The sequence below is a fragment of the uncultured Nitratireductor sp. genome (assembly GCF_913053745.1).
In the GTDB taxonomy this organism is placed as follows: Bacteria; Pseudomonadota; Alphaproteobacteria; order Rhizobiales; family Rhizobiaceae; genus Nitratireductor.
On the sequence record NZ_CAJXGF010000070.1, the window covers coordinates 1 to 23,287 of the forward strand.

The window sequence follows — 23,287 nt, forward strand, 5'->3', positions numbered from 1 at the left end:
CGCCTGAACTCAACGTTCAGCCGCTGGCCACCATAACCAACCTGCAACGGCAACTGGAGGCACATGAGCAACCGAAATCGCTCGGTGCTGCCCAGTCTTGATCATGTCCGATACATACGGAGCTTCGCGCAGGATCGGGCAGCACCGCTACACGCTTGAGAGGGGAACATCAGAATGAGCTTTTCTGCCACCGAGCCATGCGCCTACGGCAGGGTCGGCCTTAACCGACAACAGAAGATAAACTGGCTTGTGATTGCACTGATCGCCCTCTTCATGGCGCTGGATGGGCTAAGCACTCCAGCGGGCGCGCAGCAAAGTGGCGTTCAGCAGGTCGATATGCACGTGGGCCAGGGCAAGGTTCTGCGTTTTGATCAACCGGTGGAGTCCGTGCTTATCGCCGATACAACGATAGCCGATCTACAGATCGTCTCTTCTGATCTTGTCTACGTTTTCGGATTGAAGCCCGGTGTGACCAATCTCATCGCGGTGACCGCCGACCAGCGGATCGAAGCCTCGATGGAGTTTCGCGTCGGCGTAGACAACAGTTCGGCGATGGAAGCCCGCGACCGGCTGCAATCGACATCAATGACCGATCTGACATTCTTCGGCGATCGGATTGTCGTTACCGGGAGGGTGCGCGATATGGATGAGGCTGTCGATGTCGACAGCGTGGCGCGTACATATTCGCCACCGGATCATCCGCCGCTGAACAACACCAGGATCGAAGGATCCCAGCAAGTCAACATTCGGGTTCGCTTCGCGGAAGTCTCCCGTTCGGAACTGCTTTCCTACGGCCTCGACTGGAACACCACGATCAGCGACGGTGGCTTCAACTTCGGGATGTTCAAACAAGGGGGTGTCGCGGAACCCAATCTCGGCTTTAGCATAGGCGCGCATGATGTAAACATTGAGGTTTTCCTGGAGGCGTTACAACGCAATGGTATCGTTAAGATACTCGCGGAGCCGAACCTCACCGCCGTCAGCGGCCAGACGGCAAGTTTTCTGGCTGGCGGTGAAGTGCCGGTTCCCATGCCGCAGGGCAATGATTCCGTAACTGTCAGTTACAAATCGTTTGGCGTCTCGCTCGGGTTCACGCCGACGCTTCTGGGGGAGAATCGGATTGCGCTCAATGTCCAGCCGGAGGTTAGCTCCCTGTCCGACAGCGGAAGCGTTTCCGTCGAAGGTCTGACCCTGCCCAGTTTCGTGGTGCGTCGCGCAGATACGACGGTGGAAGTCGCGAGTGGCCAGACCTTCGCCATAGCCGGGCTGTTCCAGCAAAGACTGACGCGTAACCTTCAGAAATTCCCGGTGCTCGGCGACGTGCCTATTCTTGGTCCGCTCTTCCAGTCCCAACGCTATCAGCGGGAGGAAACTGAGCTCGTCATCCTGATTACGCCTTATCTGGTCAAGCCCGTCAGCCACGACAAACTGGCAACGCCCATGGACAGACCAGCGCCAAAACCGCGCAAGAAAAGCGCATCCGGCGTCGGCATGATCGTAAAGTAACGGGAGAATACTGATGCCTAGAACACGTCACTTTCGCGCTGCCGCGGTGATGTCACTTTTGGCCGTGTCCGGTTGTACGAACGCCCCGAGGGACGTATCTCCGAATTTCGGCTATATGCCTTCAAACAAATATACGAGCAGTGGCAAGGGCGTCAGCCAATCGGTTCTCGTGCCGGAGGCCTGTCTCGGTTTGCCGGCAGATCAGTCGCCAGAACCTGCCGAGACCCGGCTAACGGTCGTTCCACAACTGGGACCCCATCTGCCCCCTGGCTGTGCCAATGCCTATAATTTGCAGCTTATGGCAGAGCAGAAGCGCGATCTCATTGAGGGCCGCGAGCTTGGTGACGCGCCAGCGGCACCCTCAGCCCGGGCCGCCCGCCGCTATATCTATGGAGAAGGCGATGCTCTTGGCGGCGCTCATGAACGCGAGGCCATAACGGACGCACAGTCGCGTTGAACGGCACTGGGGTCTTGTGACGCTCTCAAACAAGCCCGAAACGAACGAGATGCCGCGCGATCAACGGGAAATAATCTTCACGCAGATCATCTCCGACTCGCGCATTCGGATATAGCGCGTCGATAAGTGCCGCATCTTCGACCACGGAGTATCCACGGCTGCGTGCCTGCGAAAGCAATGCTGCAGCAACAGATCCCTCGTCCTTGGCAACAATGACCGGAACCGGTGTCTCTCCGGCGACATACCTCAGGGCTACGGAGCGATCCCCGTGGTAAACGACAAGAGAAGCGTTCTCCAACCCCCGCTTGACTGGTCTCGTAACGGCGTCGCGGCGCTGACGCCGTAACTCCTGGCGTATTTGGGGATCGCCTTCGATGTCTTTGCGTTCGCGCTTGTACTCCGTGCGCGTCATGCGCATGTCGCGCCGAAATAGCCAATTCTGAACCGGGATGTCGAAGAAGCCGATAACCACGAAGGCAAGGGCCGCCGCCGTTCCAAGCGGAATGAGAATGCTCATTGCCGTTCCCGCCAGACAGGATGAGCCGCACCCTGGGACCTCGAATAGCGGCTGCAGCCAGTTCAGCAGAATTATGGTCAAAAGGCCGCTGAGAAATACGACCTTAAGCAAGTTTTTCCCGAATTCGACCAGGTTGCGGAGCGAAAACAGCCGTTTGAAGCCTTGGGCCGGGCTGATCTTCTCAAACCGTGGTTTGAGAGGTTCGAATGAGAAGACCGGGCCGCCGGTCGCAAAGATGCCGAAGACAATCACCGTTATAGCCGTGATCGCCGCCAGCGGCGTGATTATCTGGAACACCGTCATCAGCGCCTGATGCACAGCAAATGCACTTGCCTCGGTGAAATCGTCATAGTGCCGACTGGCGATCGAATCCATCAACTCGACAAGCCTGTCGGACATGGTAGGCCATGCAAAGAAAATATAGGTGAGGGCTGCGAAAATAGACAGGCCTGACGACAGATCTCGGCTTTGCGGCACTTGTCCCTTTCGCCGCGCCTCTCTGAGTTTCTTCTCGGTTGGAGGAAGTTGTTTTTCTTCACTTTCCTGCGTCATGGGTTTCGCCTATGGTCCGCTCATGATACGCGAAGTGGGCATGTTCGGGGAGGGGCTGTCAAGCTGCGCGAGGAGAGGGAGATGAGCATGCGTCGACGCATGGCCGGGCTGCTTGTGATGGGTGCGCTCGCGCTCGCTGGTTGCGCTACAACGCAAGGCGAAAGCGAAACTCCAGGCGCGAAGCCGACCACCAAACCGACGAGCCAGTCGTCCCGGCTCATGAGCCTCGCGGCGGATCTCGAGCAGCGCGGCGAATGGGAAACCGCTATCACGCTTTACGAGCAAGCCGCTGCACTACCCGATGCTCCGGCCAGCACATTTGTTGGTCTGGGAGATGTCTACATGCGTTCGGGTTATCCGGACGAGGCAATGAAAGCCTTCCGCGCCGCCCTTTCTCGCTCGCCAAAATATGGTCCGGCGCTCGTTGGATTGGGCTGGGCGATGATCGATCAGGGCGATACGGAAGCTGGTATCCGAACGCTTTCCGAGGGTGCTCAGACTGTCAACACCAGCAAAGCGTACAATCGTCTCGGCGTCGCGCAAACCTTTGCAGGCCAGATACAGCCGGCAATGAGCACTTTCGCTCGTGCGCGCGCACTCGCTCCCGAAGATCTCGACATCCAGATCAACATGGCGCTCGCTGCAGCACTTGCTGACGATGCCTCCCAGGCGCTGCCGATCGTCCAGAATGTCATGTCCAATCCCGGCGCCAATCTTCAGCATAAGCGCAACACCATACTCATTTATGGGTTGCTGGATCGGGACAGTCAGGCGCGTGCACTCGGGCTTACCGGGCTAGCCACCGAAAAGATCAACACGCTGCTATCCCAAGCCCGCACCATACGCGCGCAATCTTCAGTGCAGGCTCGTGCCAAAGCGCTTGGATCGATCGAGGTATAATCCACTGTATCCTGATCTGCCGATTGACAGAGAGTGCATTCGATAAGAGTGCATAAGAGTCGGCCTGAGCTCTTATCTTCATTGTCTGCGCCCGCATTGATGGTGCGGGGTAGGATGAAGCGAACATGGCTAGCGGGTTTTACGGATGATAGCATTTTTTGCTGGAAGCGTTTCTTCGGTCGCGCAAACCGCAGCGATGCGCGCAACGGCTGCACAGCGGTTCCGATATGATTCCGACAGCCCCAACGCCAGAAATCAAAAAAGCCGCCAACTCATTCTAGTACAATCAACACAAAACCCCGCTGGTCGGTTGGCCTGGCGGGGTTTTTGTTGTTGATGTTGGTTGCGGGGGCTCGCAACATACGAGACCGACACTCGCTCGTAGTCCCAGTGTGAGGCTTGGCATCGCCCATGTACGGCGAAAACGACCAATGTCTGTAGCGGACACTGTTCTTCGCTTTCCGCGCAGGAGACGACTGCCTCGCGCGCCATTTCGGTCGTTCGCCCATCTGACCGAAACGCCTGAAAGTGTCGGGCTTCGCAACAACGATGAGGTTTCCGGAATGCCCGGTACGATTTGACGCTGGATGTCGAAAGCTGATTTCCTATGCAAGAAATCTGCTGCAACACAGGAGATATGGGATTGCCCAATACAGACGACCTTTGCTCGCTTTACCGCGCGGAGCCGCGGATGCTCAGCTCCCTCCTTGTCGAGGAATTCGCGAGACGGAACGGATCCGTTCACTCAAGCGGGTGGAGCGGTAAATCAAAGGTTCAAATAGTCCCTCCGCTTGATCGAAGCTCGCGAAATTGCCGAGCAGCTGCAATCTCTTTGCGCGGATCCCGATGCAACTTTGAAGTATCTGACAGATTCGCCGGGACACGGCGCTAGAAAGCCGTCTTCTTTTTTACGGTGGGTTGACGCCGGCAACCCGCGTTGCTTTGTGACGCTTCATTGAATCGTCCAGGAGCGGCATTGTGCGCCTCATGATTTTCGTTGTTCTCGGCTTGGCCCTTTTGGCTGCAGGTTTCTATATGCAGTTTGCGGGGTCCGGCGTCATCGCGGCGGACAGGCAGCGGTGTCAGGAAACCGTTCAGAACCTCTACGCGAACAGCGCAGAGACAAGAAATCTGCTTCTTTCCAGGTGCGGCGAACCCGGCGTGGTCGCCATGATGGACGCAAGAGCGAACCATATGGGTGCCGAAGAAGCCGCCCAATCGGTTGGCACTGCCAATCGCGGGAGCATTTTCTGCGATTTGATCAGCTATGCTTTGATTGGCGGCGGTATCGGGGCGATCGGGGCTGCATGTGCTCCAATCGTTCGTGGAAAGAAGCGCGCGAAAGCATAGTCCGGTCCTTTCAACCTTCCACCTCGCGGTGGCGCCGAGGCGCTCGTTCTTGCTGACTGCCGAGAACTCGGGGACCGTTGCCGGCAGTGGCGAAGCAAACAGCGCGGAATTTATGCGCGGGCAGGAAAGGCCACATCATCGAATGACATGGTTCAAGAGGTCCGCAGCCCTTGCGCTCGTTTGTTTCGGGCTGATGGGAGGATTTGTCTGGTATAGCGGCAGGGTGCCCGACAGCGTGTCCATGGGAAAGGCGATGGGTGCTTTCCAGAAAATCTGCATCGAGACCCTGGTCCACAAACTGGAGCCGCGCGGCGTGGGCCGTGAGGACGCCGTGCAGGAACTCGGGCTGGTGCCTGGCACAGGAGCGGCGGCTGGATGGGACAGCAATGCTTCCGGGTCGTTATTGTCGAAGGGTCAGTCGCGAGACGACGGAGGGTATGAATGCGCCATCGCTCACCGCAACCGCTTCGACACGATGCCGCTGCAACGCCTGTATTTTTCCTGGAAGATTGGCGCCTCTGGCATGACGAAAGTGGACCAGTCAACCCTAGGCTTCGAGGGACCGAACTATGAGGCATGGCCCGTGGACGTCTATGCGTTCGAGGACGATCTCTTCACCTACTACCTGACCTTCGAGCCGCCGAACGAGGATACGTACTACCAGCTTCGACTGGTCAAGGTGCCGGAATAGGCGGTGTGACCTGATGGGAAATGTCCCTTCGCCGCGTGTCGAATGATGCCCGCGCAGCGCCGTTGCACGTTTCATTGACGGCTTCGGGCTGCGAGCCTGCGAATTACCTGGGCGAGCACGCCAGCAATCCAGAAGAGTGCCGCGCCCAGAAGCGCGCTGACGGCCACCCTGCCGATCACAAAGCCGGACGTTTCTCCCAGTTGCCCTGCATTGTCAGCGGAAAGCGTAAATGCGCTGTCGAACAGCAGGGAGAGCAGGCCGATCAACCCGCCGATCACTGCGCCGATGCATGCTGCCTTGCTCAATTGACTTCCTCACCAGTGCATTCATTTGGTATCAGCGGAACACCGCCAAACGCGCCCTGCCAGCTGCGCCAGAATGGCGGCAAACCAGATCGTTGGAAGGAAACCAAAGAGGATCACCCTCATTTCGGCGGGGGTTGGGTCTCGCTCGGAATCGTCGGCGGCCATGGCCACGATGCCGACCAGCAGATAGCCGGCCATCATCAGCGGCATGCAGGGGGGCAACATCCAGCCGCTCAAAAGCGCGCGCATGATGTTCAGGATCATGGACTGTATTGCCAGGTTTGCTATCCGTCGGGCAAAAGATCCTTGCCGAACAATTCGCCTGCACGTTCGAGGCAAATCTGGAAATCCGCCTTCATCATCTCTCCCTTTTTCAACGTGGCACCGTCAACGGTCAGCTTGTCGTAATCCGCAAACGCTGCCTTCATCCGTACCAGCATTTCTTCGTTGGTCGCTTCAGGCGCGGCATGGCGTGCGATTTCCAGCATCCGGTCGTTGAGGCGCGCGACCAATACCTGCCCGTTGGGCACATCTGTGAAGAAGGCGGCATTCTTTGCGATCTGGCTCAGCATCGCGCAGCGGATCGCCGCATCGCCGTTCTCGCGTGTTACCTCATCGGGTCCGAGCGGCGCGGGTTGCGCTGCGACCGCGACGGGTGCAAGGAGGGCAGCCACGATTATTGCGGTCAATCTTGGTTTTCGCATGGGCTTTCGGTGTCCTTAGGTTTACCTGTTCGTTGAAATTGAAAGAGCAGCTCGACCGGCATCGCGCCGGGGAATCAGACTGTAAGCGCTGCAGCAAGACATCCCGGGTCCGTCTGTAGACCCGCTACCGTCGCCGGAACAGTGCAAAGGCAATGACAGGGCCGCCCATATCCACCAGCACTGATGCGTATGCACTGATGAGAAACGGCATGCCGCCCTCTCGCAAAATGTGAGGGCTCAATTCACCATACAGCAAATCCAGCGTGCCCGAGGCTAACAGCAGCGAAAACGGATAGACGAGCAATGCCAGCCAGGGACGCCACCAGGCCAGCAGCACTGCCGCTGCGAGGGAAATCAAGGTAAGATGCCAATGGACGAACGGCCCGCCGATCTTGTCGAGAACTTCAGCCTGTGCTCCACCGCTTGTGATGACAAGCATCGGTAGCAGGAAAGCGGGTTTTCGCATGTTTATAAGCCGGTTATTCAGGATTGCTCGAACGCATCGGGGATAGAGAGAAACGACGTTGCCGCCCATATCACCCGGTTTCTGGGTAAATCCATTCGCGCTGTTCGCGCTGGCCTTGTTGGTGCTGCCCGCAAGAGCCCACGAAATTCAGGCTCAAAATCTTCCGAACAATTTAGATATTGCTATTGGCGGTACAATACAGATTCAGGGGCAACTGAGCGATCCTGAATTTGCCGAGTCCCACATCTTTACTCTTGAAGACTGGACCAAACTCGATGTCCGATTGGAGACGGCGGGCGGCGACGTGTCGATGGTGCTTTGGCATCTGAGTACGGATGAGCAAATAGCCGCACCAGGAGATTACGTGGTTGCCAGCCTGGGAAAGGCCGGCGGTTCGTCCGACACAAAACGGCTGACTTTGCGATCCGGCCGATACGCTATTGTCGTTGTCCGCCAGTCCGGGGCAGCCAGAGTTTATATGTTGACGGTCAAAGCTTCCCGAAGCAAAAAGCCGGAAGATCCCGTCATTATCGATCTCGATGCGATCGATGGCGACCCGGCCATCGTCAATGACTGGATCGGGGCGGACGAAGAAGAGCGGCAATATCTGATTACTACCGTGCAGCCGGCGCAACTTGACATTTCCCTAATGCCATCCGACGCAACCGTCTCAATTGCACTGCACGCTGTCGATAGCGGCACTCTCCTGGGAAGCACCACGGCGTCAGCGACTGCGGCAGGGGAGTTTCACGGCTTTGTCGGCCAGGGGACCTACCGAATAAGCGTAAGCGCGCCTGGGCAAGAAGTCAGCTATGGCCTGACAGTCTTCACCGTTTCGCAGTGAACTGGAATGAATAGCGCTGCCGAACGCTATGAAGGCGTTTCACCAGTGCGATTGCGGCCGTTATTTCATGCCGGGAACCAATGGCCGCAAGGTGTGCATTTCATGCGGGAGAGGCTGAGCACTGGCTAAGGCACCAGGAGGCTCGGAAGCGGTCTCTAGGGTCGATATTCTCCAGACCTCATGGCTGCGCCAGTTTGGTGAATTCCTTGTAAGTCCATGTGGCTACTGAGGAAATTCAAGCCGCTGGAATTGCTTGGATTAGAGTCGCGTTGCGTCTGCCGCGACCGGGTTCGGAAGTTCTCAGGCCATGGCCCGCTCCAACCTCTGCTTCCGCCGCTCCCAATCGGGCATCACCTTGTCGAGTAGATCGAAGAATGTGGCGCCGTGATGTGGCTCGGCCACATGGCAGAGCTCGTGGGTGATCACGTAGTCGATGGCGTCGACTGGCGCCTGCACGAGACGGCGGTTCAGCAGCAAGCGTCCTGCGGGCGACATGGACCCCCATCGCTGCCGTGTCTGGCGTACGATGAGACCCTTCGGTCGGAATGCCTCAGGATCCGGGAAGAGACCGAGACAGAGCTCGATACGCTCCGGAAACTTGATGTGGGCCCGGTCTCGATACCATGCCTCGACAAGTTCGCGAGTCACCTCCGACCGGGTCGGCCGATGCGTCTGCACGACGATGAAGCCGCGGATCAGCTTCACGCTTTCCTGGACATGCGGGACGACCTTCAGCCGATACTGGCGCCCGAGGTAGAGATGGGTCTCACCGGCGACAAACCTGCGCTCCGGTGTTCTTGGAAGGAACTGGGCGAAGTACCGCTGCTGCCGCGTCACCCATGCCGCGCGCTTCCGCAGCTTGGCTTCTATGGAGTCGAGCGTCGCGTCCTCCGGGGCCGCGATCACCACCGAAGCATCCGGCTCGACGGCGATCTCTAGCGTCTTCCTCGGACGGCGGACGATCTCGTACCGGATCTCCTGCTCGCCGTACTGCAGGCAGTGCAACTCCCGCGTCATGCCGCGAACCGGGCCCGAGCAAGATTTATGATCTTAAGTTCGAGATCGTCGAGCACCTCCAAGGGCAGGTCGACGCCCCTCTCGTCACGCAGAACGTCGAAGAAGTAGTCATCAACGGCGTTGCGCAAATTGTTCTGGGCCACTTCGTTCGACCAGATGTCAACGATCAGGTGGGACTTGATGATGTCGATGATCTCCAGGGCGATGGATGCTGCTTCGTCGCCGGCCACCGGCTCATCGCCCTTGATCTTGAGCTGACCTTCCAGGACGCCAAAGAACGCCTGTGCATCCTCATCGCCCCGGATGCTTTCGGGAACATCCCGGCCCCGATCCTTGCGTGCCACCTTGCTCGCGAGGTCCACGACGCTGTTCAGGTACTCGCGCTCGGAGAGCCGCTTCTCGCGATAGGCGCGAATGGTCTCTTCGAGCAGCTCGGAGAACTGTTTGTAGAACGTCGGGTCCTCATCCATCTTCTCGGTGATTGCCCGCCGGGTGGCGCTGGCGATGCGGTCCGCCCTCGAGGCTTCGGATACGCCCGTCTCCTCGACGACCGCCTTCAGCGCATCAGGATAGTTGATGTTCACCACCTCGATGATGGTCTCGGCAGGCATCGCCACAACATGGTCATCGAGCAGCTTCTGGATCTTCGGTTCGAACTCGCGGACATCGACCGTCTCCTGGTAGCGGAGCTGGACCGACCGCTTGAGCTCGGAGAACTGCTTCCAGTCCCGCTTCAGGGCGTCGACCTTGGCCTCGTCGAAGACATCGAACAGCTTGTCCGACGAGAGCGATATGTGCAGGCACCGGCTGAAAGCCTTGAGGCGCGCGTAGAACTCATGGCGAAGCGACTCGTCGGCAAGGTGCTGCTCGAACTGCTCCATGTCCTTCTTGTTCCTGACCGGCTTGAACATGTCCCAGAGCTGATCGTGCAGCTGGGGCAGCTTGCGGATCTCCTCGCGGACGTCATGCACCGTCTCGGCGAGGTCCGCCGCCTCGTACCCCTCGAATGCGCTAAAGGTCGTCAGGGCGCTGTCGAGCTCGCCTAGCAACCCTTCGTAGTCGATGATGAAGCCGAACTGCTTCTCCGTGCCACCGTCCTCGTAGAGACGGTTTACGCGCGCAATCGCCTGCAGGAGGTTATGTTCCTTCAAGGACTTGCAGACGTAAAGGACCGTGTTACGGGGCGCGTCGAAGCCGGTGAGCAGCTTGGAGACGACGATCAGGATCTCCGGGTCGCCGGACCCTTTGAATGCGTCGATGACCTGGCGGTTGTACTCTTCCTCGGTCTTGTACCGCGCCATCATTGTCGACCAAAATTTCCGCACGAAGTCCTTGGATTCCTGGTCGACCTCCTCGTTGCCCTCGTTCTCGTCCGGCGGCGAGATGACGATCGCGCTCGACACGTGGCCGATCTCGTCGAGGACCTCCTTGAAGCGGACGGCCGCCGCTTTCGACGGGGCGATGAGCTGCGCCTTGAACCCAGTCCCCTGCCAGTGCTGGCGAAAGTGCTCGGAGATGTCGAACGCCTTGGCTCGGATGGCCTGATCGGTCTTGGCCAGGGCGTCCATCCGGGAGAACTTCCGCTTTAGATCACGCTTCTGGTTCTCGGTCAGCCCCTCGCTGATCTTGTCGAACCAACGGTCGACAACGGCGCCCGAGACCTGCTGCTCAACGAGCCGTCCCTCGTAGAGCAGCGGCACGACGGCACCGTCGGCGACCGCCTCGTCGATAGCATAGCGGTGGATGAATCGCCCGAAGGTCGCCAGCGTGTTCTTCTCCTTCTTCAGCAGGGGCGTGCCGGTGAAGCCGAGGTAGCAGGCCTTTGGAAGGAGGCGGCGCATCTTGGCGGCGAATTGGCTGTGGCCGCCGTAGCGCCCCGTCTGAGTCCTGTGGCTCTCGTCCACCAGCACGAAAATGTTCGGATCTTCGTCCGCCAGCTTGCTGTTCTTCACCGCCGTGTCGAACTTGTTGATGATCGTGGTGACCAGCGGAGCCTTATTTTGGACGAGCTCCAGAAGGTGAGCCCCGCTCGTCGCCCGAACCGGTTCGAGGTCACAGGACTTGAAGGTGTCCTTGATCTGCTTGTCGAGATCGTCGCGGTCCGTGACGATGATGATCCGCGGGTTCTCGATGCTGCGCTCCAAGGCAAGCGAGCGTCCCAACATCACCATCGTCAACGACTTGCCCGAGCCCTGCGTGTGCCAGATCACGCCGCCCTTGCGGGCGCCGCCGGCATCGTGCTGCTTGACCGTCTCCACGGCGCGGCGGATCCCGAAGAACTGCTGGTGGCGCGCCACCTTGCGGACGCCACCATCGAACACGGTGAAGCGGCGGATGAGATCGAGCAACCGCTCGGGACGGCACAGCGCGTACACCGTTCGATCCTGCACCGTGACCGCGCGCTCTGCCTCGGCGGCCATCGCGTCGAAATAGACGCGCGCGCCCGAGAAATCGCCGGAGAAGATGGCGTCCTTCTCCGCCGCGGCGAGGGCGCGGTTGGCGAAGGGCGCGATGGCTTCGGCCCTGTCCTCCTCGTCGCGCCAGGTCTGCCAGAACTTCCGCGGCGTCCCGACCGTTGCGTAGCGCGCCTCGTTCCGGTTCATGCTAATTAGCAGCTGGGCGAAGTGGAAGAGTTGCGAGATGCTGTCTTCGTTCTGGTAGCCGATCAGCTGGCTGTCCGCCTTCTTCAGGCTTTCGGTCGGCCGCTTGTTCTCGATCACCAGGATCGGGATGCCGTTGACGAAGGCGACGATGTCGCAGCGCTTCGTCTGGCTCGACGCGGTCCTCTCGACGGAGAACTCGGCGGTGACATGGAAGACGTTGTTCTCTGGCGTATCCCAATCGACGTAGCGGAACGAGTAGCTCTTTGAATCGCCGTCGATGGACTTTGTAATCGTCGTGCCGAGAACGAGCGCGTCGTAGATATCCTGGTTCGTGCCGCGGAGGCCCTTCAACCGGTCGGGCGTGGGCTTAAGCCGCCGCATCGCCTCATGCGCGTCCTCGAGGTCGAAGGCATACTCACGGCCCCGATGCGTGAAGCGGTTGATGCGCATCAGCTGCTCAGCGAGTACGTCATCAAGTACGACGTTCCGAAGGCGCCCGCCCCGAAGGCGCAGGGCTTCCTCCTGCGAAAGCGGAGTGAACCCGAGCGCGACCAGCAGTTGAAGCGCCGGGACCTGGGACTGGTGTTTTTCAGCGGCATTGAACGTCATGAGCATCCTCCACGGACGAGTCGTGGTCGGTTTGCCCAGTGAGGTCTGTTAAGGGGGCCTTGACTTTTGAGCCATACAATGACCATATCTGACTTGAGTTCACTGCCTACCGGCCGTGAACCTATCGAGGCTTCGGACGCTGAGCCAGCGTAGCAAATCAGCGTCCCAATTTCCTTATCACAGAGCATTCAGGCACTCCTGCAGGGTCCAGCGCGGGGATTGGCGGATTTTCCAAATGCTTTTATCTGCTTGATAACAAGTGATGAAATTCGCCCTCAGGCTGCGATCCCGCCTTTGCCAGATGCCAATGACAATCACAAAATCATCGATGACTACAGCCACCCGGCGGGTTGAATCGTGACACCGCTTCTTGCTGTTCCAACCTTGAAAACAGTCGGCATTCGGATCTGCGAGGGCTGCTGGTATCCAGTCCATGCGCATTGCCCTGTCCAGCGAGAACACGTCGTTCGCACCCCGACGGTCAGAGCTCTCGAAAAAAGCATGGTCGAATTCGCTTTTGCGAAAAAACACCGGAATGCCATCATGCGTGACGATACCGCCCTGGCATAGGGTCCGCTCGAAATGGGTGCGATAGGCCGCTTGGTCGGCTAGTTTCAACAGTGGAGGCATTACCAACCGCCCCCGAGCCGGATACGGAAAATGTTGAGCTTCTCCTCGGACTTTGGTGTCGGCTGCAGCCGAGTGCGGTTCAATCGCCGTTCTAGATGAGCGATCACGCTTTCCTTGGCCGCACCAAGGTCCTTCCGGTCGTTCATCCGGGCGGAGGCTGCGCCGAGCAGCACATCACAGAGCTGGAGCAGCACCACCTCGGGGGACGGCAACGACTGAACCTCCTGAATAATCGAGGTTCGGTTTGCGTTCTTCAGCACACGCTTAAGCGTGGCGAGGCGCGTCCGGTCGCGGTTTCGCTTCAGGTCGCAGAAGATGGTGTATTCGTTCTGATCGAGGATCCAGTGGTGCAGCACCTGGTAGTAGAACTTGTAGAAGCCCAATTCGGCATCACCATTGTGCAGTTCGATGTTCATCGCCTGGTGTTCGACCGCAATGCATCGGAACCGAAGGTCGAGACCGAAGCTCATGAAGAGGTCGATGAGATCCGTGTAGAAACCGACCTTCGACGGAGATACCTTGCGCCACTTCATTTCACCATGGACGCCGTGCTGCTGACGCAGCACCGCAATCCTGTCCTTCACCTCCTCACGGAGATCTGCAGGCAACCAAAGACTGCCGATCATCAGAAATTCCGCACTCGGATGATCTGATGTGAACAGATCGGGCAGTGTTTCATCGCAGTAGACTTCGAACTTCATCGCGCGTCCTCCCGATCAGCTGTGCGAAGGAAAGCGCCCAGCTGTTTCAGCTTCTCAAGGAGCTCGTCGAACGTGACGAGCTCGACGTCCTTGGAGTTTCTGCGGAACAGCTCGAATGATTTCTGCTGGTCCTCTCCCTCGGGTGTCTTTCCTACAACGAGACAGCAGTGGACCGCATAGGACTCGATGTCATAGAGCCGAGTGTTTTCCTTGATCTGGGCGACTTGCTTTTGGAACTGATACTTCTGGTCGAGTGCTTGGTTGATCGACCCTGAGAGGTCGGCCGAAGGGGTGTAGACTCCCTCACGGAACGGCCGCTTGTTCAACACTGGCGTCTGCGGTGTCTTGATCTCGAAAACGGCGGTGTTGTTGGTTAGGCTGTTCTTGACGAGGAAGTCGGTGATCTTTTCGCCATCCCCAGACAGCTTCCGTCCGCCGACCGATGCCTGATCGCGGACTTTGATGACTGGGTATCCGAACGCCATGTTCAGAATGAACGGGTTGGCATTGAAAAACTCCTGCCATTTGGCCTCATCCAGCTTCTTTCCAAGCATCTCCTCGAATCGCTCGATGAGGGCGTCGAGGGTCACGAGTTCGATGTCGCTCTGCAATCGTGCAAGCCGTTCTGTCTGCTCCGAACCGAGGGACTTGGCTGTCTTCGTCAGGGCGTGAATAACGGCGTCCTGCGCGTCTTCCGGCAAGACTTCCTCACCCGTTGCCTTCGCGGTGATCATGCGGCGTACCGGTGACCGCCCCGCAGTAACTTCCACTAGCGGCTTGCCAATTTTCTCAGCCAGATAGTTATGGGTTGTCGTGTCCTTGACCGAGCGCCCGGCCGATTGGCTGGCGGTCGCGATGGAATTGATCTTGCGGCGCATCTCGTCGAAGTCAGCGCTCGAAATGTAGAAGAAGCCGGCGACCTCGTCGGCGTGCGACTTTTCCTTGGGTGTGATGACGATCGAAGTGCAGGACGACAACACTTCCACGGCATCGACGATGAAGCGATATTCCTTCGCCAATCCGAGCCCGTAGTCGGGGTCCTTGGTAAAGCCCGATGGAAAATCGTGCAGGACCTCGAGGATTTCGTCCCGTGTTTTCGGCAGCTCGCCGTCGAGCTTCAAGTCCCAAATGTCCGTTTCATCTAGGGTAATTTCGCGAACCTGGTTGTACTTCTGCTCGAGGAAGCTCGGGTTGGTCGGAAGCGTGTTCACCGGATAGATCGAGATGAAGTGATCCTGCGCCGAGATGAGGAGAAGCTGCACACGATGCTTCTCGCGATCCTTCGGATCGATGCCCGCGGCGCGGAGCCGATCATCTTCCGGTATGAACCACACCTCGATGCATCGCGGATGCAGCTCCTCGATCTGGATTTCCCCTTTCGGGTCAGGCGGAGGGATGTAGTAGGCCATCTATTCTGCGGCCTCCGTGGAACCTTTGTCGGCGGCCGCCACGCGCCACTCGCCCGTCAGCAGCTTCTGCATAAGGCCGAGCTTCTGACGGGTCAGGGCAGCGATCTCATCATCGAGAAGCTCCCGTTCCTGCTTTGCGGCCGTCAGGGCCCGCGCGATCTGTCGTTGCTCTTCGATTGGCGGGACCGGCACCCGGCAGCTGTAGAAGTCGTCTGAGTAAAGGTTGAGTAGCCCGTCATTGCGGACGCCCGAGTTGATCAGACGCGAGAGCTGGTGGTTCAGCGCGCCGGCGGCGAAGAGATGCTCGTAGAACTCGGGATCGAGACCCGGCTTCAGCGCGAAGCAGTAGTAGACAAAGGGCACGAGCGCCGTGGGGCGTTCAAGGCGGAAGACGCAGCCGTAGGGAGCGGTCTTGGAATTGCCCTTGTTGTAGGCGAACTCGCCCTCGTGCAGCAGCGTGTAGCGTTCGACGCTCTGGCCCGCCATGTCGCGGGCGAACTTGTCGGACTGCATTAGGAAGCCCGACTTTGCCGAGATCGTCATGACGGGATGATTGTCGCCCGCACTTTTACGCCGAACCTGGGTTGAAACAGCCGACAGAGCCTTGAGCGGCCATCGCTGGGCGAAGATCCCGCCGCGCCCCATGATTTGCTGCGTGAGGCCCGTGAACCGCTCCTGCTTCGCCGCGCGGAGGGCAGTGAGCTTTTCGAGCGCCTCGTCCCACGTCCGCAGGATCTCGGCGATCTTGCGCTGTTCGGACAGCGGGGGAATGGAGAGCCGGATCGACGCGAGCGCGTCGAGGTTCAGCCCTTGCATTGTTCCGCCGTGGCTCCGGCGATCTAGCAAGCGTTGCAGCGGACGCTGCTCCAGAGCAGCTTCGGCGAACTTCGGTAAGACGCGCGACTTGTCGAACGCAATTCTGACAAGCCGCGGATTGATGATGCCTTTCGGCGCTCCTTGAGGCACGCGATACACGCGACCAATGGTTCCCATCATAGTCATGAGAATATCACCGGGCTCAACCGCGCAGCTCTTGTGTCGACGAAACGTGGCCTCAGACACAAAGTAGGCTTCCGCGTTGAGGTCTTTCGCGACAACTTCCTGTTGACCGTAGACCTTGTAGCCCGAGGCTTCGTAGGTCGCCTTCGTGACGGCGGAGCCGAAAGGGCCGGCCTTCAAAACAGGGCGGTGCCCGTTGCCCAATTCGTCTATCCGGCACTCGGCCCAATCCTCACGCATCAACGCCGAGCTCCTTCAGATACCCGGCCATCTTCGCCCGCACCTCCGCCAGCTCAGCCTCGATCCGCAGGATGTCCTTCTGCACGGCGGCGACGTCGATCTCTTCCTCGGGCTCGAAAGTGTCGACGTAGCGAGGGATGTTGAGGTTGAAGCCGTTCTCGGCGATCTCCTCGGGGCTGGCCCGGTGCGAATACCGCTCGACCTCGGCACGGGTGGCGTAGGTCTCCAGCACCTTCGCCACATGCGCGTCGTCCATCACGTTCTGGGTCTTGCCCGGCTTGAATTCCTTGCTGGCGTCGATGAACAGCACGTCGCGCCGGTTAGCGTTCGCGCCGCCTTCCTCGCGCGAGCGGTCGAAGATCAGGATGGCTACCGGAATCCCCGTGGTGGTGAACAGGTTCGCCGGCAGCCCGACGACGGCGTCGAGCAGGTTTTCCTCGATCAGTTGCTGGCGGATGCGCCCCTCGGCCCCGCCCCGAAACAGCACACCATGGGGCACGATCACCGCGACGCGGCCGGACTGCCGCTTGGCAATCTCGATCATGTGGGTGATGAAGGCGTAGTCGCCCTTGGACTTGGGCGGCACCCCGCGCCAGAACCGCTTGTACTGGTCGCTGTCCGCGTCCTCCGCGCCCCACTTGTCGAGCGAGAACGGCGGATTGGCGAGCACTACGTCGAACCGCATCAGGTGGTCGCCCTCGACCAGTGCGGGGCTGTTGAGCGTGTCACACCACTCGATGCGGGCGGCGTCCTTGGCATGCAGGAACATGTTCATCCGTGCCAGCGCCCAGGTCGCCCCGTTCACCTCCTGGCCGTAGAGGGCGAAGTTCTCGGAGCCGACTTCCTGCGAGGCCTGGATCAGCAGCGAGCCGGAGCCGCAGGCGGGGTCGCAGATCGTGTTGCCTGGCCGGGGCTCGGCCAGCTTGGCCAGCAGACGCGAGACAGCCGTGGGCGTGTAGAATTCGCCCGCCTTTTTCCCAGCGTCCGAGGCGAAGCGCGAGATCAGGTAGATGTAGCACTCGCCGATGATGTCTTCGGTCACCCGCGACGGGCGCAGGTCGAGCGCGGGCTTGGCGAAGTCCTCGAGGAGGTTTTTCAGGCGGCGGTTGCGATCCTTCGGGCGACCGAGATTGGCCTCGGAGTTGAAGTCGATGTTGCGGAAGACGCCCTCGAGCTTGGCCCGGTTCGCGTCCTCGATCTTCTCAAGCGCGATGTTGATCAGCTCGCCGATGTTGGCCTCGTTCCGCTGGGCGTAGAGGTCGTAGAAGCTGGCACCCTCGGGCAGGATGAAACGCTCGCGCTCAAGACGCCGGCGAATGCGGGCCTCATCGTCGCCATACTGCTTGCGGTAAGTCTCGAGGTGGTCGTTCCAGAGGTCCGAAATGTACTTCAGGAACAACATCACGAGGATGTAGTCCTTGTACTGGCCGGCATCGACGGCGCCCCGGAAGGTGTCGCAGGCCGCCCATGCGGTCTGGTTGATCTGCTGCTGGGTGATCTGGTCGGTCATCGGGCAGTTTCCTTCTGGTCGGCGGCCTTCGCGGCATCCCCGAGAATGGCGCTTACTAGTGTTTCCCTGCGAGCGGCGAGTTGCCGGAGCAGTTGCCCTTCCTGCCGGGCGAGGACATCGAGTTCGACGATGCGTCTCTGCGTCGGCAGGTCGGGCACGGCGATCTCGAGGTCTTCGAGGGCCGCCATCGGGATCATCCTAAGGCTTGTGCCCTGTGCCTCCGCACCGAGCCTGCGCTGCGCGTCGGGCTGGTTGATGGCCCATGCCAAGTATTCGGGGAGAACTCGGTCCCTGTCGGGGCGAACGATCACCAACGGGACGATGACCACGACGGGCTCCGGCAGCGGATCGGGAATGGCCGCTGCAGCGTTCGGCTCGCCACGCGAGCGAAAGACGACTTCGCCGCCGCTGACGAAGTATCGGTCGGACAGTTTGCCCAGATCGTACCTCTGGAAGTCCGGGCCCGGCTCTTCGCCGTCCGTTCCGACGTCACGCAGCTGCAGCGCCGGCACTCCACCCTCCGGCAGCGGATCGAGCCTGCCGCGCGCCGTGTAACCGGAGTGAATGTCTGATAGCTCCGCGAGCCGCATGAAGGAAACCTCTGTAAGTCGATTTACAGAAGTTTAGACGCACCCACCTCTCGAGTCAACCTTCAAAGATGCAGTTATTCTCCTACAGAGAAAAATGTGGGAACTGATGCTGCCATGTGAGCGGGAACGGCTCCAGCAGTTGCCCTGGCGCCACCTCCGGCCCCTACTTCCTGTACAGGATCGCCTCGACGATGTCGGGCGAAAGCAGCGTCAGGCGCAGGACCCGGGTCTGTAGGAGGGCGCAATCCCCTCGCATTCGGCCAATTCGGCAATGGTGGCGAACTCCCCGGATTCGAGCATCCCGCTTCCACCGGAACGCCCGGGCCAGCGCCTTGACCAGCGAGTTGTCGGTCCGCCGTGAGTGCGCGACGCCTTCCGGCAAATGCATTTCCTTACGCCTGCTGCGCTTCACGACGCGAAATGGGACGTGGAGTGTCAAGGTGTCGGGGATCGGTGCGCCGCGTGTCATGTTGCGGCCTCGATATCGCCGACCGGCATCTCGCGCGTGAGGCCGCGAAGGCCGTCCACGCGTAGCCGGACGTTCAGGCTGTCCGTGCCGATGTCGACGCGCTCGACCAACAGCATCACGATGCGCGCTTGCTCGGCGGGGAACAATTCGTCCCAAAGCGAGTCGAGCTGCAGAAGCGCTGCGCGGGCGTCGGCCTCAGTGATTTCGTCGTCCTGCGCCCGGGCCGCTCTGAACGTGCCCACCATGATCTCGGGCTGGCGGAACACGGCGCATAGCTGGTCAGTGACGGCGGCCTCAATCTCCCCGCCGGGACGCGGCCCACCGGACATGACCCTGCGCCATGCTTCAACACGGTCTAGAGCCGCCCGCCTTTGCGAGTGTGGGGCGGCGAGAACGCCGCGCGCCATCGAGCCTGAACAGCAGCCCCTTCAGCAGCGTGGGCGTGTTGGCGCGTGTGCGGGCAGCTCGCTTCCGGGGGGCTCTCCTGAAGGATGCCGTGGACGCGGTCCCATATCTCGCGGTCGATGATGCCCTCGTGCTCGCCGAGATAGCTGTCGCCCTTGTGGACCGCCTCGCCGATATAGGCGCGGTTGTTTAGCATACGGTACAAGTAGTTCTTGTCGATCCGGTTGCCGCGCGGGGTGCGGATGCCGCGTTTCGCGACCTCCCGCACCAATTCCGTCCCCGTGCCGATCTCGAGGAAGCGGGCGAAGATCCAGCGCACATGCTCGGCACTCCCGTCGTCGATGACCAGCTTCCGGTTCTCGACCCGGTAGCCGTAAGGCGGCACCCACCCATCCACATGCCTTTCCGGCGGCTGGCCGCGACCTTGTCGCGGATGCGCTCGGCCGTCACCTCGCGCTCAAACTGCGCGAAGGACAGCAGGAATTTCAGCGTCAGCCGCCCCCATCGAGGTCGTCGTATTGAAGGACTGCGTGACCGAAACGAAGGTCACACCGTTCCGGTCGAACACCTCGACCAGATTGGCGAAATCAGCAAGCGAGCGGCCGAGGCGGTCGATCTTGTAGACCACGACCACATCGACCAGGCCGTCCTCGATGTCCTCCAGCAGCCGCTGCAGGCCAGGGCGGTCCACCGGGGCTTTAGCCCGTCGCCAGCCATCGGCGCAGACCGTCGATAGCTGTATTGGAGCTGTCGGCGTCGATACCGGCGACTAGATCCGCGATCGAGATTTCGGCGAGCGCTTCCCGCCAAGCATGCTCGGCGGTAGCCATCGCGCGAGCGATCGCGCAGCGTTTGGAGCACTTGGCCGGGTCCACGCCGAGTGGCCCGTTCTGGCGAATCTCAGTGCATTGGAACACCGGCACGTCGCCCTCGATTGCGACCACTATCTGCAGCGCAGTGATGGCGCTTGGGGGTTGCGTGAGGACGTAACCACCCATCTGACCGGGGATGGAGTGGATTACGCCAGCACGCGAGAGTGCCTGTAGCTGCTTGGCTAGGTAGGCCGTAGGCACACCGTGTAGTTCGGCCAGCCGCGCCGCCGGTACCGGTTCAGCGGCTTGGGTCAACGAAACACAGCAATGCAATGCCCACTCCACTCCCTGCGACAATCTCATGTCCACGTCTCCCGACCATCTCATGCTTCATACAACTCCATATAACATCATTGCGGACACGTCACATCCGAGTTAAAACCAATGCGGATATAAAATATCCGAGTTCAAAATATGGGTGGAATTTATGACTGGATTGACTGACACGGACGAGCGCGACGTAGGCACCTCGTCGCCCTCCGAACGCGCCGCTACAGGGCTGGCATTGGTGGCCCTGTTCGTAGTGGCATTGAATCTGCGGCCAGCGATTGCCGCAGTCTCGCCGCTGATCGAGATGATTCGCTCCGACTTGGGGCTCTCGGCAACTGGTGCGGCGTTGCTCACGAGCATCCCGGTCGTGGCTATGGCACTATTCGCACCGGTAGCCGCCTCAGTGGCGCGTCGACTAAATCTGCACGCCAGTGTGCTGCTGGGACTCGTGATGATCGGGATTGGTTCCCTCGCCCGCGCGGGTGGCCAAATCACATGGTTGCAGACGATCAGCATCGCTGTGGTCGGCGCAGGCATCGGCATTGCGCAGACCCTACTGCCTGCCGTGATCAAAACCCGTTTTGCAAACCGCGCCACCTTGGTTACCGGAATCTACACTGCAGGCTTGGGCCTGGGTGCTGTCGTAGCGGCGGGAGCGAGCGTGCCCCTGTCCGATTGGCTCAAATCGTGGCCGCTCGCGCTTGCATCCTGGGCCGTCCTGGCAGGGGTTGGGATCGTACTCTGGGTTGGCTCGTCTCGGCCGCTAAACTTGGCTCATAGGGACGGTCCGGGCGGCCCGGTGACGCGTGGGCTACCTTGGCGCTCCGCCGCCGCGTGGAACATCACGGCTATCTCGGCTGGGAATTCGGCTTTGTACTATTGCGAATTGGCATGGATAGCCCCTTTGCTGCAGAACGACGCGGGACTCAGCGCCACACGTGCCGACATGTTGCTAACCGCAATGCTCATCATCCAGGTAGTGGCTATGCTCGGCGTTCCTGCCCTGCTCGGCAACAGCCGCCATCAACGTCGCACCGGCCTCATGATCACGGCACTAATGGTGGCCATTGGGTTCTTCGGATTCGCGTTTGTTCCAGACACCGGAACATGGGTGTGGTTGATCCTGATCGGCGTCGGTCATGGCGGATTGTTTCCTTTGGCGTTGAGCCTTCCTGCAGCCGAGAGCCGCGACCCCGACCATGCCAGCCAACTCAGCGGGATGGCTTTTCTCATTGGATACGCCTGTGCCGGTGTCGCACCTCTCGTCATAGGGGCGCTGCGTGACGCCCAAGGGACCTTCCAACTCGGGTTCGCGTTACTCGGCGTGGTGACTGTGTTGATGTTAGGCCCCATTCGGCGGCTGTGATTCGAGGGTCAGATATTCTTTTCCGACCATTGATGGTGCAGTGTTTTCTCCAAGATGGGAGGAAGCGCTATGGGATAGATTCTGGATGGGAGTGCCACGACGACAGAGGCAATCCGTCGAACAATATACAATAGTGAAGAGGGCCTGAGAGCACTGTCGAATCGCTATGGGATCAATCGGACGGCAGCCGCCAAACGGAAGAAGCGAACCTCAGTGGCCAACCCTCCAAGGGGACCGAATGCCCCGCATTCGACAGTGCTCTCACCCGAGGAGGAAGCGATCGTCGTTGCCTCCCGCAAGCACCGTTGCTGCCGTTCGATGATCGCCTCTACGCGCTTCAGCCGACGAACCCGGACCTGTCACGATCTTCAATGCTTCGCTGTCTGCATCGTCAGGGAATCAGCCGCTCCCGGAGATCGAAGGAGACAAATCGACCAGGAAGACGTTCAGGAGTTGCCCGATCGACGACTTCGATACCTGGGAATTTCTGAACCCAGCTAGCTCGCGGCTCTCCGCGCCTTGGCAAACCCGCGATCGGTGGCGATGAAGCGTTTCAGCATCGGCACGATCAGATTCACCGGATCGGTGACGGGCTGCCCAGTCTCGCGGGCCAGAACTTCACTATAGGCGACAAGATCGTGGTGGAGCGGAGCTGGCAGCTCCACCGTGACCTTCACGGGCTTGTCGTCGGGCAACGGCCCGAGTTTCAGCTTTACCATGGTCAACCTCCTGCGGGCTCGAATACCAAATCGCGCGTGACGATGATCCTGACCGGGAAGCCGGGCCGGATGGTCAGCGTGGGCGCGACCTGCAATTGGCGCTGGACGATCTGTTGGCCGGCCTCGTTGATTGTGTCCTGCGTCCCGTCGCGGAGGGCGCGAATCAGCCGGTCCTCGTCATCGGTAGCGAGTTCGGTTCCGACCGCAAGCAGTGTGGACAAACCGGCGGCCTTCATCAGATCCCACCAGTGATAATTGACGCCATCCTTAAGACCGGCATAGCCGCTGGCGTCCGCGCCCGGCAGGCGCTCGAGGACGATGGAACGGCCACCCGGCAGGATAAGCCGATTCCAGACCAGCAGCACACGGCGCTGACCAAATGTCACGCCGTCATCGTATTGGCCAATGATGCGCGTGCCCTGCGGGATCAGGAGCAGGCTGCCGGTCGGGCTATCATAGACGTTCTCCGTCACCTGCGCAGTGATCAGGCCGGGCAGATCGGAGCGGATGCCGGTGATGAGCGCCGCCGGGATCACGGAACCCGCCTGAAGAATATAGGGCGATGCCGGCCGCGTAAGGCGATCCG

The 23,287-nt window shown here is 60.0% G+C and carries 26 protein-coding genes and 1 pseudogene; 8 read left to right on the top strand and 19 right to left on the bottom strand.

Annotated features, from left to right (window positions below):
• Positions 1 to 174 precede the first annotated feature (174 nt).
• Positions 175 to 1,506: a type II and III secretion system protein family protein gene (locus tag QZ638_RS12735; protein ID WP_295810927.1), complete on the top strand. Its 1,332-nt coding sequence runs from the start codon at positions 175 to 177 to the stop codon at positions 1,504 to 1,506.
• Positions 1,507 to 1,621: 115 nt separating this feature from the next.
• Positions 1,622 to 1,963 (top strand): hypothetical protein, encoded by a 342-nt coding sequence (locus QZ638_RS12740; protein WP_295810929.1) that lies wholly within the window; start codon positions 1,622 to 1,624, stop codon positions 1,961 to 1,963.
• Positions 1,964 to 1,988: 25 nt separating this feature from the next.
• Here QZ638_RS12740 and QZ638_RS12745 read toward each other — a convergent pair whose 3' ends face one another.
• The gene (locus QZ638_RS12745) at positions 1,989 to 3,032 is read right to left on the bottom strand and encodes an EscU/YscU/HrcU family type III secretion system export apparatus switch protein (protein WP_295810932.1); all 1,044 of its coding nucleotides are present in this window, start codon (positions 3,030 to 3,032) and stop codon (positions 1,989 to 1,991) included.
• An 81-nt stretch (positions 3,033 to 3,113) separates the two neighbouring features.
• Here QZ638_RS12745 and QZ638_RS12750 point away from each other — a divergent pair, with 81 nt between their 5' ends.
• From QZ638_RS12750 to QZ638_RS12760, 3 genes are all read left to right on the top strand, one after another.
• Positions 3,114 to 3,932, top strand: coding sequence for a tetratricopeptide repeat protein (locus QZ638_RS12750; protein WP_295810934.1), 819 nt, complete (start codon positions 3,114 to 3,116; stop codon positions 3,930 to 3,932).
• Positions 3,933 to 4,910: 978 nt separating this feature from the next.
• Complete coding sequence (locus QZ638_RS12755) at positions 4,911 to 5,282, top strand: hypothetical protein (protein WP_295810936.1); 372 nt, start codon at positions 4,911 to 4,913, stop codon at positions 5,280 to 5,282.
• 142 nt (positions 5,283 to 5,424) lie between these two features.
• The gene (locus QZ638_RS12760) at positions 5,425 to 5,973 is read left to right on the top strand and encodes a hypothetical protein (RefSeq protein ID WP_295810939.1); all 549 of its coding nucleotides are present in this window, start codon (positions 5,425 to 5,427) and stop codon (positions 5,971 to 5,973) included.
• Positions 5,974 to 6,044: 71 nt separating this feature from the next.
• Here QZ638_RS12760 and QZ638_RS12765 read toward each other — a convergent pair whose 3' ends face one another.
• From QZ638_RS12765 to QZ638_RS12780, 4 genes are all read right to left on the bottom strand, one after another.
• Positions 6,045 to 6,278 (bottom strand): hypothetical protein, encoded by a 234-nt coding sequence (locus QZ638_RS12765; protein ID WP_295810942.1) that lies wholly within the window; start codon positions 6,276 to 6,278, stop codon positions 6,045 to 6,047.
• Between the two features lie 21 nt (positions 6,279 to 6,299).
• On the bottom strand, positions 6,300 to 6,542 hold the full coding sequence (locus QZ638_RS12770) for a hypothetical protein (RefSeq protein ID WP_295810945.1): 243 nt from the start codon (positions 6,540 to 6,542) through the stop codon (positions 6,300 to 6,302).
• A 20-nt stretch (positions 6,543 to 6,562) separates the two neighbouring features.
• Entirely contained in the window at positions 6,563 to 6,967 is a 405-nt protein-coding gene (locus tag QZ638_RS12775) for a hypothetical protein (RefSeq protein ID WP_295810948.1), read from the bottom strand.
• Positions 6,968 to 7,106: 139 nt separating this feature from the next.
• Positions 7,107 to 7,517, bottom strand: a complete 411-nt coding sequence (locus QZ638_RS12780) for a hypothetical protein (protein WP_295810952.1) — start codon at positions 7,515 to 7,517, stop codon at positions 7,107 to 7,109.
• Here QZ638_RS12780 and QZ638_RS12785 point away from each other — a divergent pair.
• Positions 7,507 to 8,292 (top strand): hypothetical protein, encoded by a 786-nt coding sequence (locus QZ638_RS12785; RefSeq protein ID WP_295810955.1) that lies wholly within the window; start codon positions 7,507 to 7,509, stop codon positions 8,290 to 8,292. The genes QZ638_RS12780 and QZ638_RS12785 overlap by 11 nt on opposite strands.
• 300 nt (positions 8,293 to 8,592) lie before the next feature.
• Here the strand turns inward: QZ638_RS12785 and QZ638_RS12790 are convergent, their stop codons facing one another.
• The 12 genes from QZ638_RS12790 to QZ638_RS12845 form a co-directional block, all read right to left on the bottom strand.
• Positions 8,593 to 9,309, bottom strand: coding sequence for a SprT family zinc-dependent metalloprotease (locus QZ638_RS12790; RefSeq protein WP_295810958.1), 717 nt, complete (start codon positions 9,307 to 9,309; stop codon positions 8,593 to 8,595).
• Positions 9,306 to 12,521, bottom strand: coding sequence for an HsdR family type I site-specific deoxyribonuclease (locus tag QZ638_RS12795; protein ID WP_295810960.1), 3,216 nt, complete (start codon positions 12,519 to 12,521; stop codon positions 9,306 to 9,308). The genes QZ638_RS12790 and QZ638_RS12795 overlap by 4 nt, the downstream gene beginning before the upstream one ends.
• A 177-nt stretch (positions 12,522 to 12,698) precedes the next feature.
• The gene (locus tag QZ638_RS12800) at positions 12,699 to 13,151 is read right to left on the bottom strand and encodes a hypothetical protein (protein WP_295810963.1); all 453 of its coding nucleotides are present in this window, start codon (positions 13,149 to 13,151) and stop codon (positions 12,699 to 12,701) included.
• Positions 13,151 to 13,852, bottom strand: coding sequence for a DUF3800 domain-containing protein (locus QZ638_RS12805; RefSeq protein ID WP_295810966.1), 702 nt, complete (start codon positions 13,850 to 13,852; stop codon positions 13,151 to 13,153). Before QZ638_RS12805 ends, QZ638_RS12800 begins: the two co-directional genes overlap by 1 nt.
• A complete protein-coding gene (locus QZ638_RS12810; protein ID WP_295810968.1) occupies positions 13,849 to 15,261 on the bottom strand; it encodes a Shedu immune nuclease family protein in 1,413 nt (470 codons plus the stop codon). Before QZ638_RS12810 ends, QZ638_RS12805 begins: the two co-directional genes overlap by 4 nt.
• Entirely contained in the window at positions 15,262 to 16,500 is a 1,239-nt protein-coding gene (locus tag QZ638_RS12815; protein WP_295810972.1) for a restriction endonuclease subunit S, read from the bottom strand.
• On the bottom strand, positions 16,493 to 18,010 hold the full coding sequence (locus QZ638_RS12820) for a type I restriction-modification system subunit M (protein ID WP_295810975.1): 1,518 nt from the start codon (positions 18,008 to 18,010) through the stop codon (positions 16,493 to 16,495). Before QZ638_RS12820 ends, QZ638_RS12815 begins: the two co-directional genes overlap by 8 nt.
• On the bottom strand, positions 18,007 to 18,600 hold the full coding sequence (locus tag QZ638_RS12825) for a restriction endonuclease subunit S (RefSeq protein ID WP_295810977.1): 594 nt from the start codon (positions 18,598 to 18,600) through the stop codon (positions 18,007 to 18,009). The genes QZ638_RS12820 and QZ638_RS12825 overlap by 4 nt, the downstream gene beginning before the upstream one ends.
• Positions 18,601 to 19,065: 465 nt before the next feature.
• A complete protein-coding gene (locus tag QZ638_RS12830; RefSeq protein WP_295810979.1) occupies positions 19,066 to 19,398 on the bottom strand; it encodes a hypothetical protein in 333 nt (110 codons plus the stop codon).
• A 26-nt stretch (positions 19,399 to 19,424) separates the two neighbouring features.
• On the bottom strand, positions 19,425 to 19,871 hold the full coding sequence (locus QZ638_RS12835; RefSeq protein WP_295810982.1) for a recombinase family protein: 447 nt from the start codon (positions 19,869 to 19,871) through the stop codon (positions 19,425 to 19,427).
• A 60-nt stretch (positions 19,872 to 19,931) separates the two neighbouring features.
• Complete coding sequence (locus QZ638_RS12840) at positions 19,932 to 20,165, bottom strand: recombinase family protein (protein ID WP_295810986.1); 234 nt, start codon at positions 20,163 to 20,165, stop codon at positions 19,932 to 19,934.
• A gap of 7 nt (positions 20,166 to 20,172) precedes the next feature.
• Positions 20,173 to 20,649, bottom strand: coding sequence for an Rrf2 family transcriptional regulator (locus QZ638_RS12845; RefSeq protein WP_295810988.1), 477 nt, complete (start codon positions 20,647 to 20,649; stop codon positions 20,173 to 20,175).
• A gap of 124 nt (positions 20,650 to 20,773) precedes the next feature.
• Between QZ638_RS12845 and QZ638_RS12850 the strand changes: the two genes are divergently transcribed.
• Together QZ638_RS12850 and QZ638_RS12855 are read left to right on the top strand one after the other, a co-directional pair.
• A complete protein-coding gene (locus QZ638_RS12850; protein ID WP_295810991.1) occupies positions 20,774 to 21,982 on the top strand; it encodes a CynX/NimT family MFS transporter in 1,209 nt (402 codons plus the stop codon).
• A 78-nt stretch (positions 21,983 to 22,060) separates the two neighbouring features.
• Positions 22,061 to 22,445: pseudogene (locus QZ638_RS12855) on the top strand (IS481 family transposase); the annotation flags it as partial.
• Between the two features lie 34 nt (positions 22,446 to 22,479).
• Here the strand turns inward: QZ638_RS12855 and QZ638_RS12860 are convergent.
• Entirely contained in the window at positions 22,480 to 22,701 is a 222-nt protein-coding gene (locus tag QZ638_RS12860; protein ID WP_295810994.1) for a DUF2274 domain-containing protein, read from the bottom strand.
• Positions 22,702 to 22,703: 2 nt separating this feature from the next.
• Positions 22,704 to 23,287, bottom strand: a 584-nt coding sequence (locus tag QZ638_RS12865; protein WP_295810998.1) for a TrbI/VirB10 family protein, incomplete at its 5' end; no start/stop codon positions are given.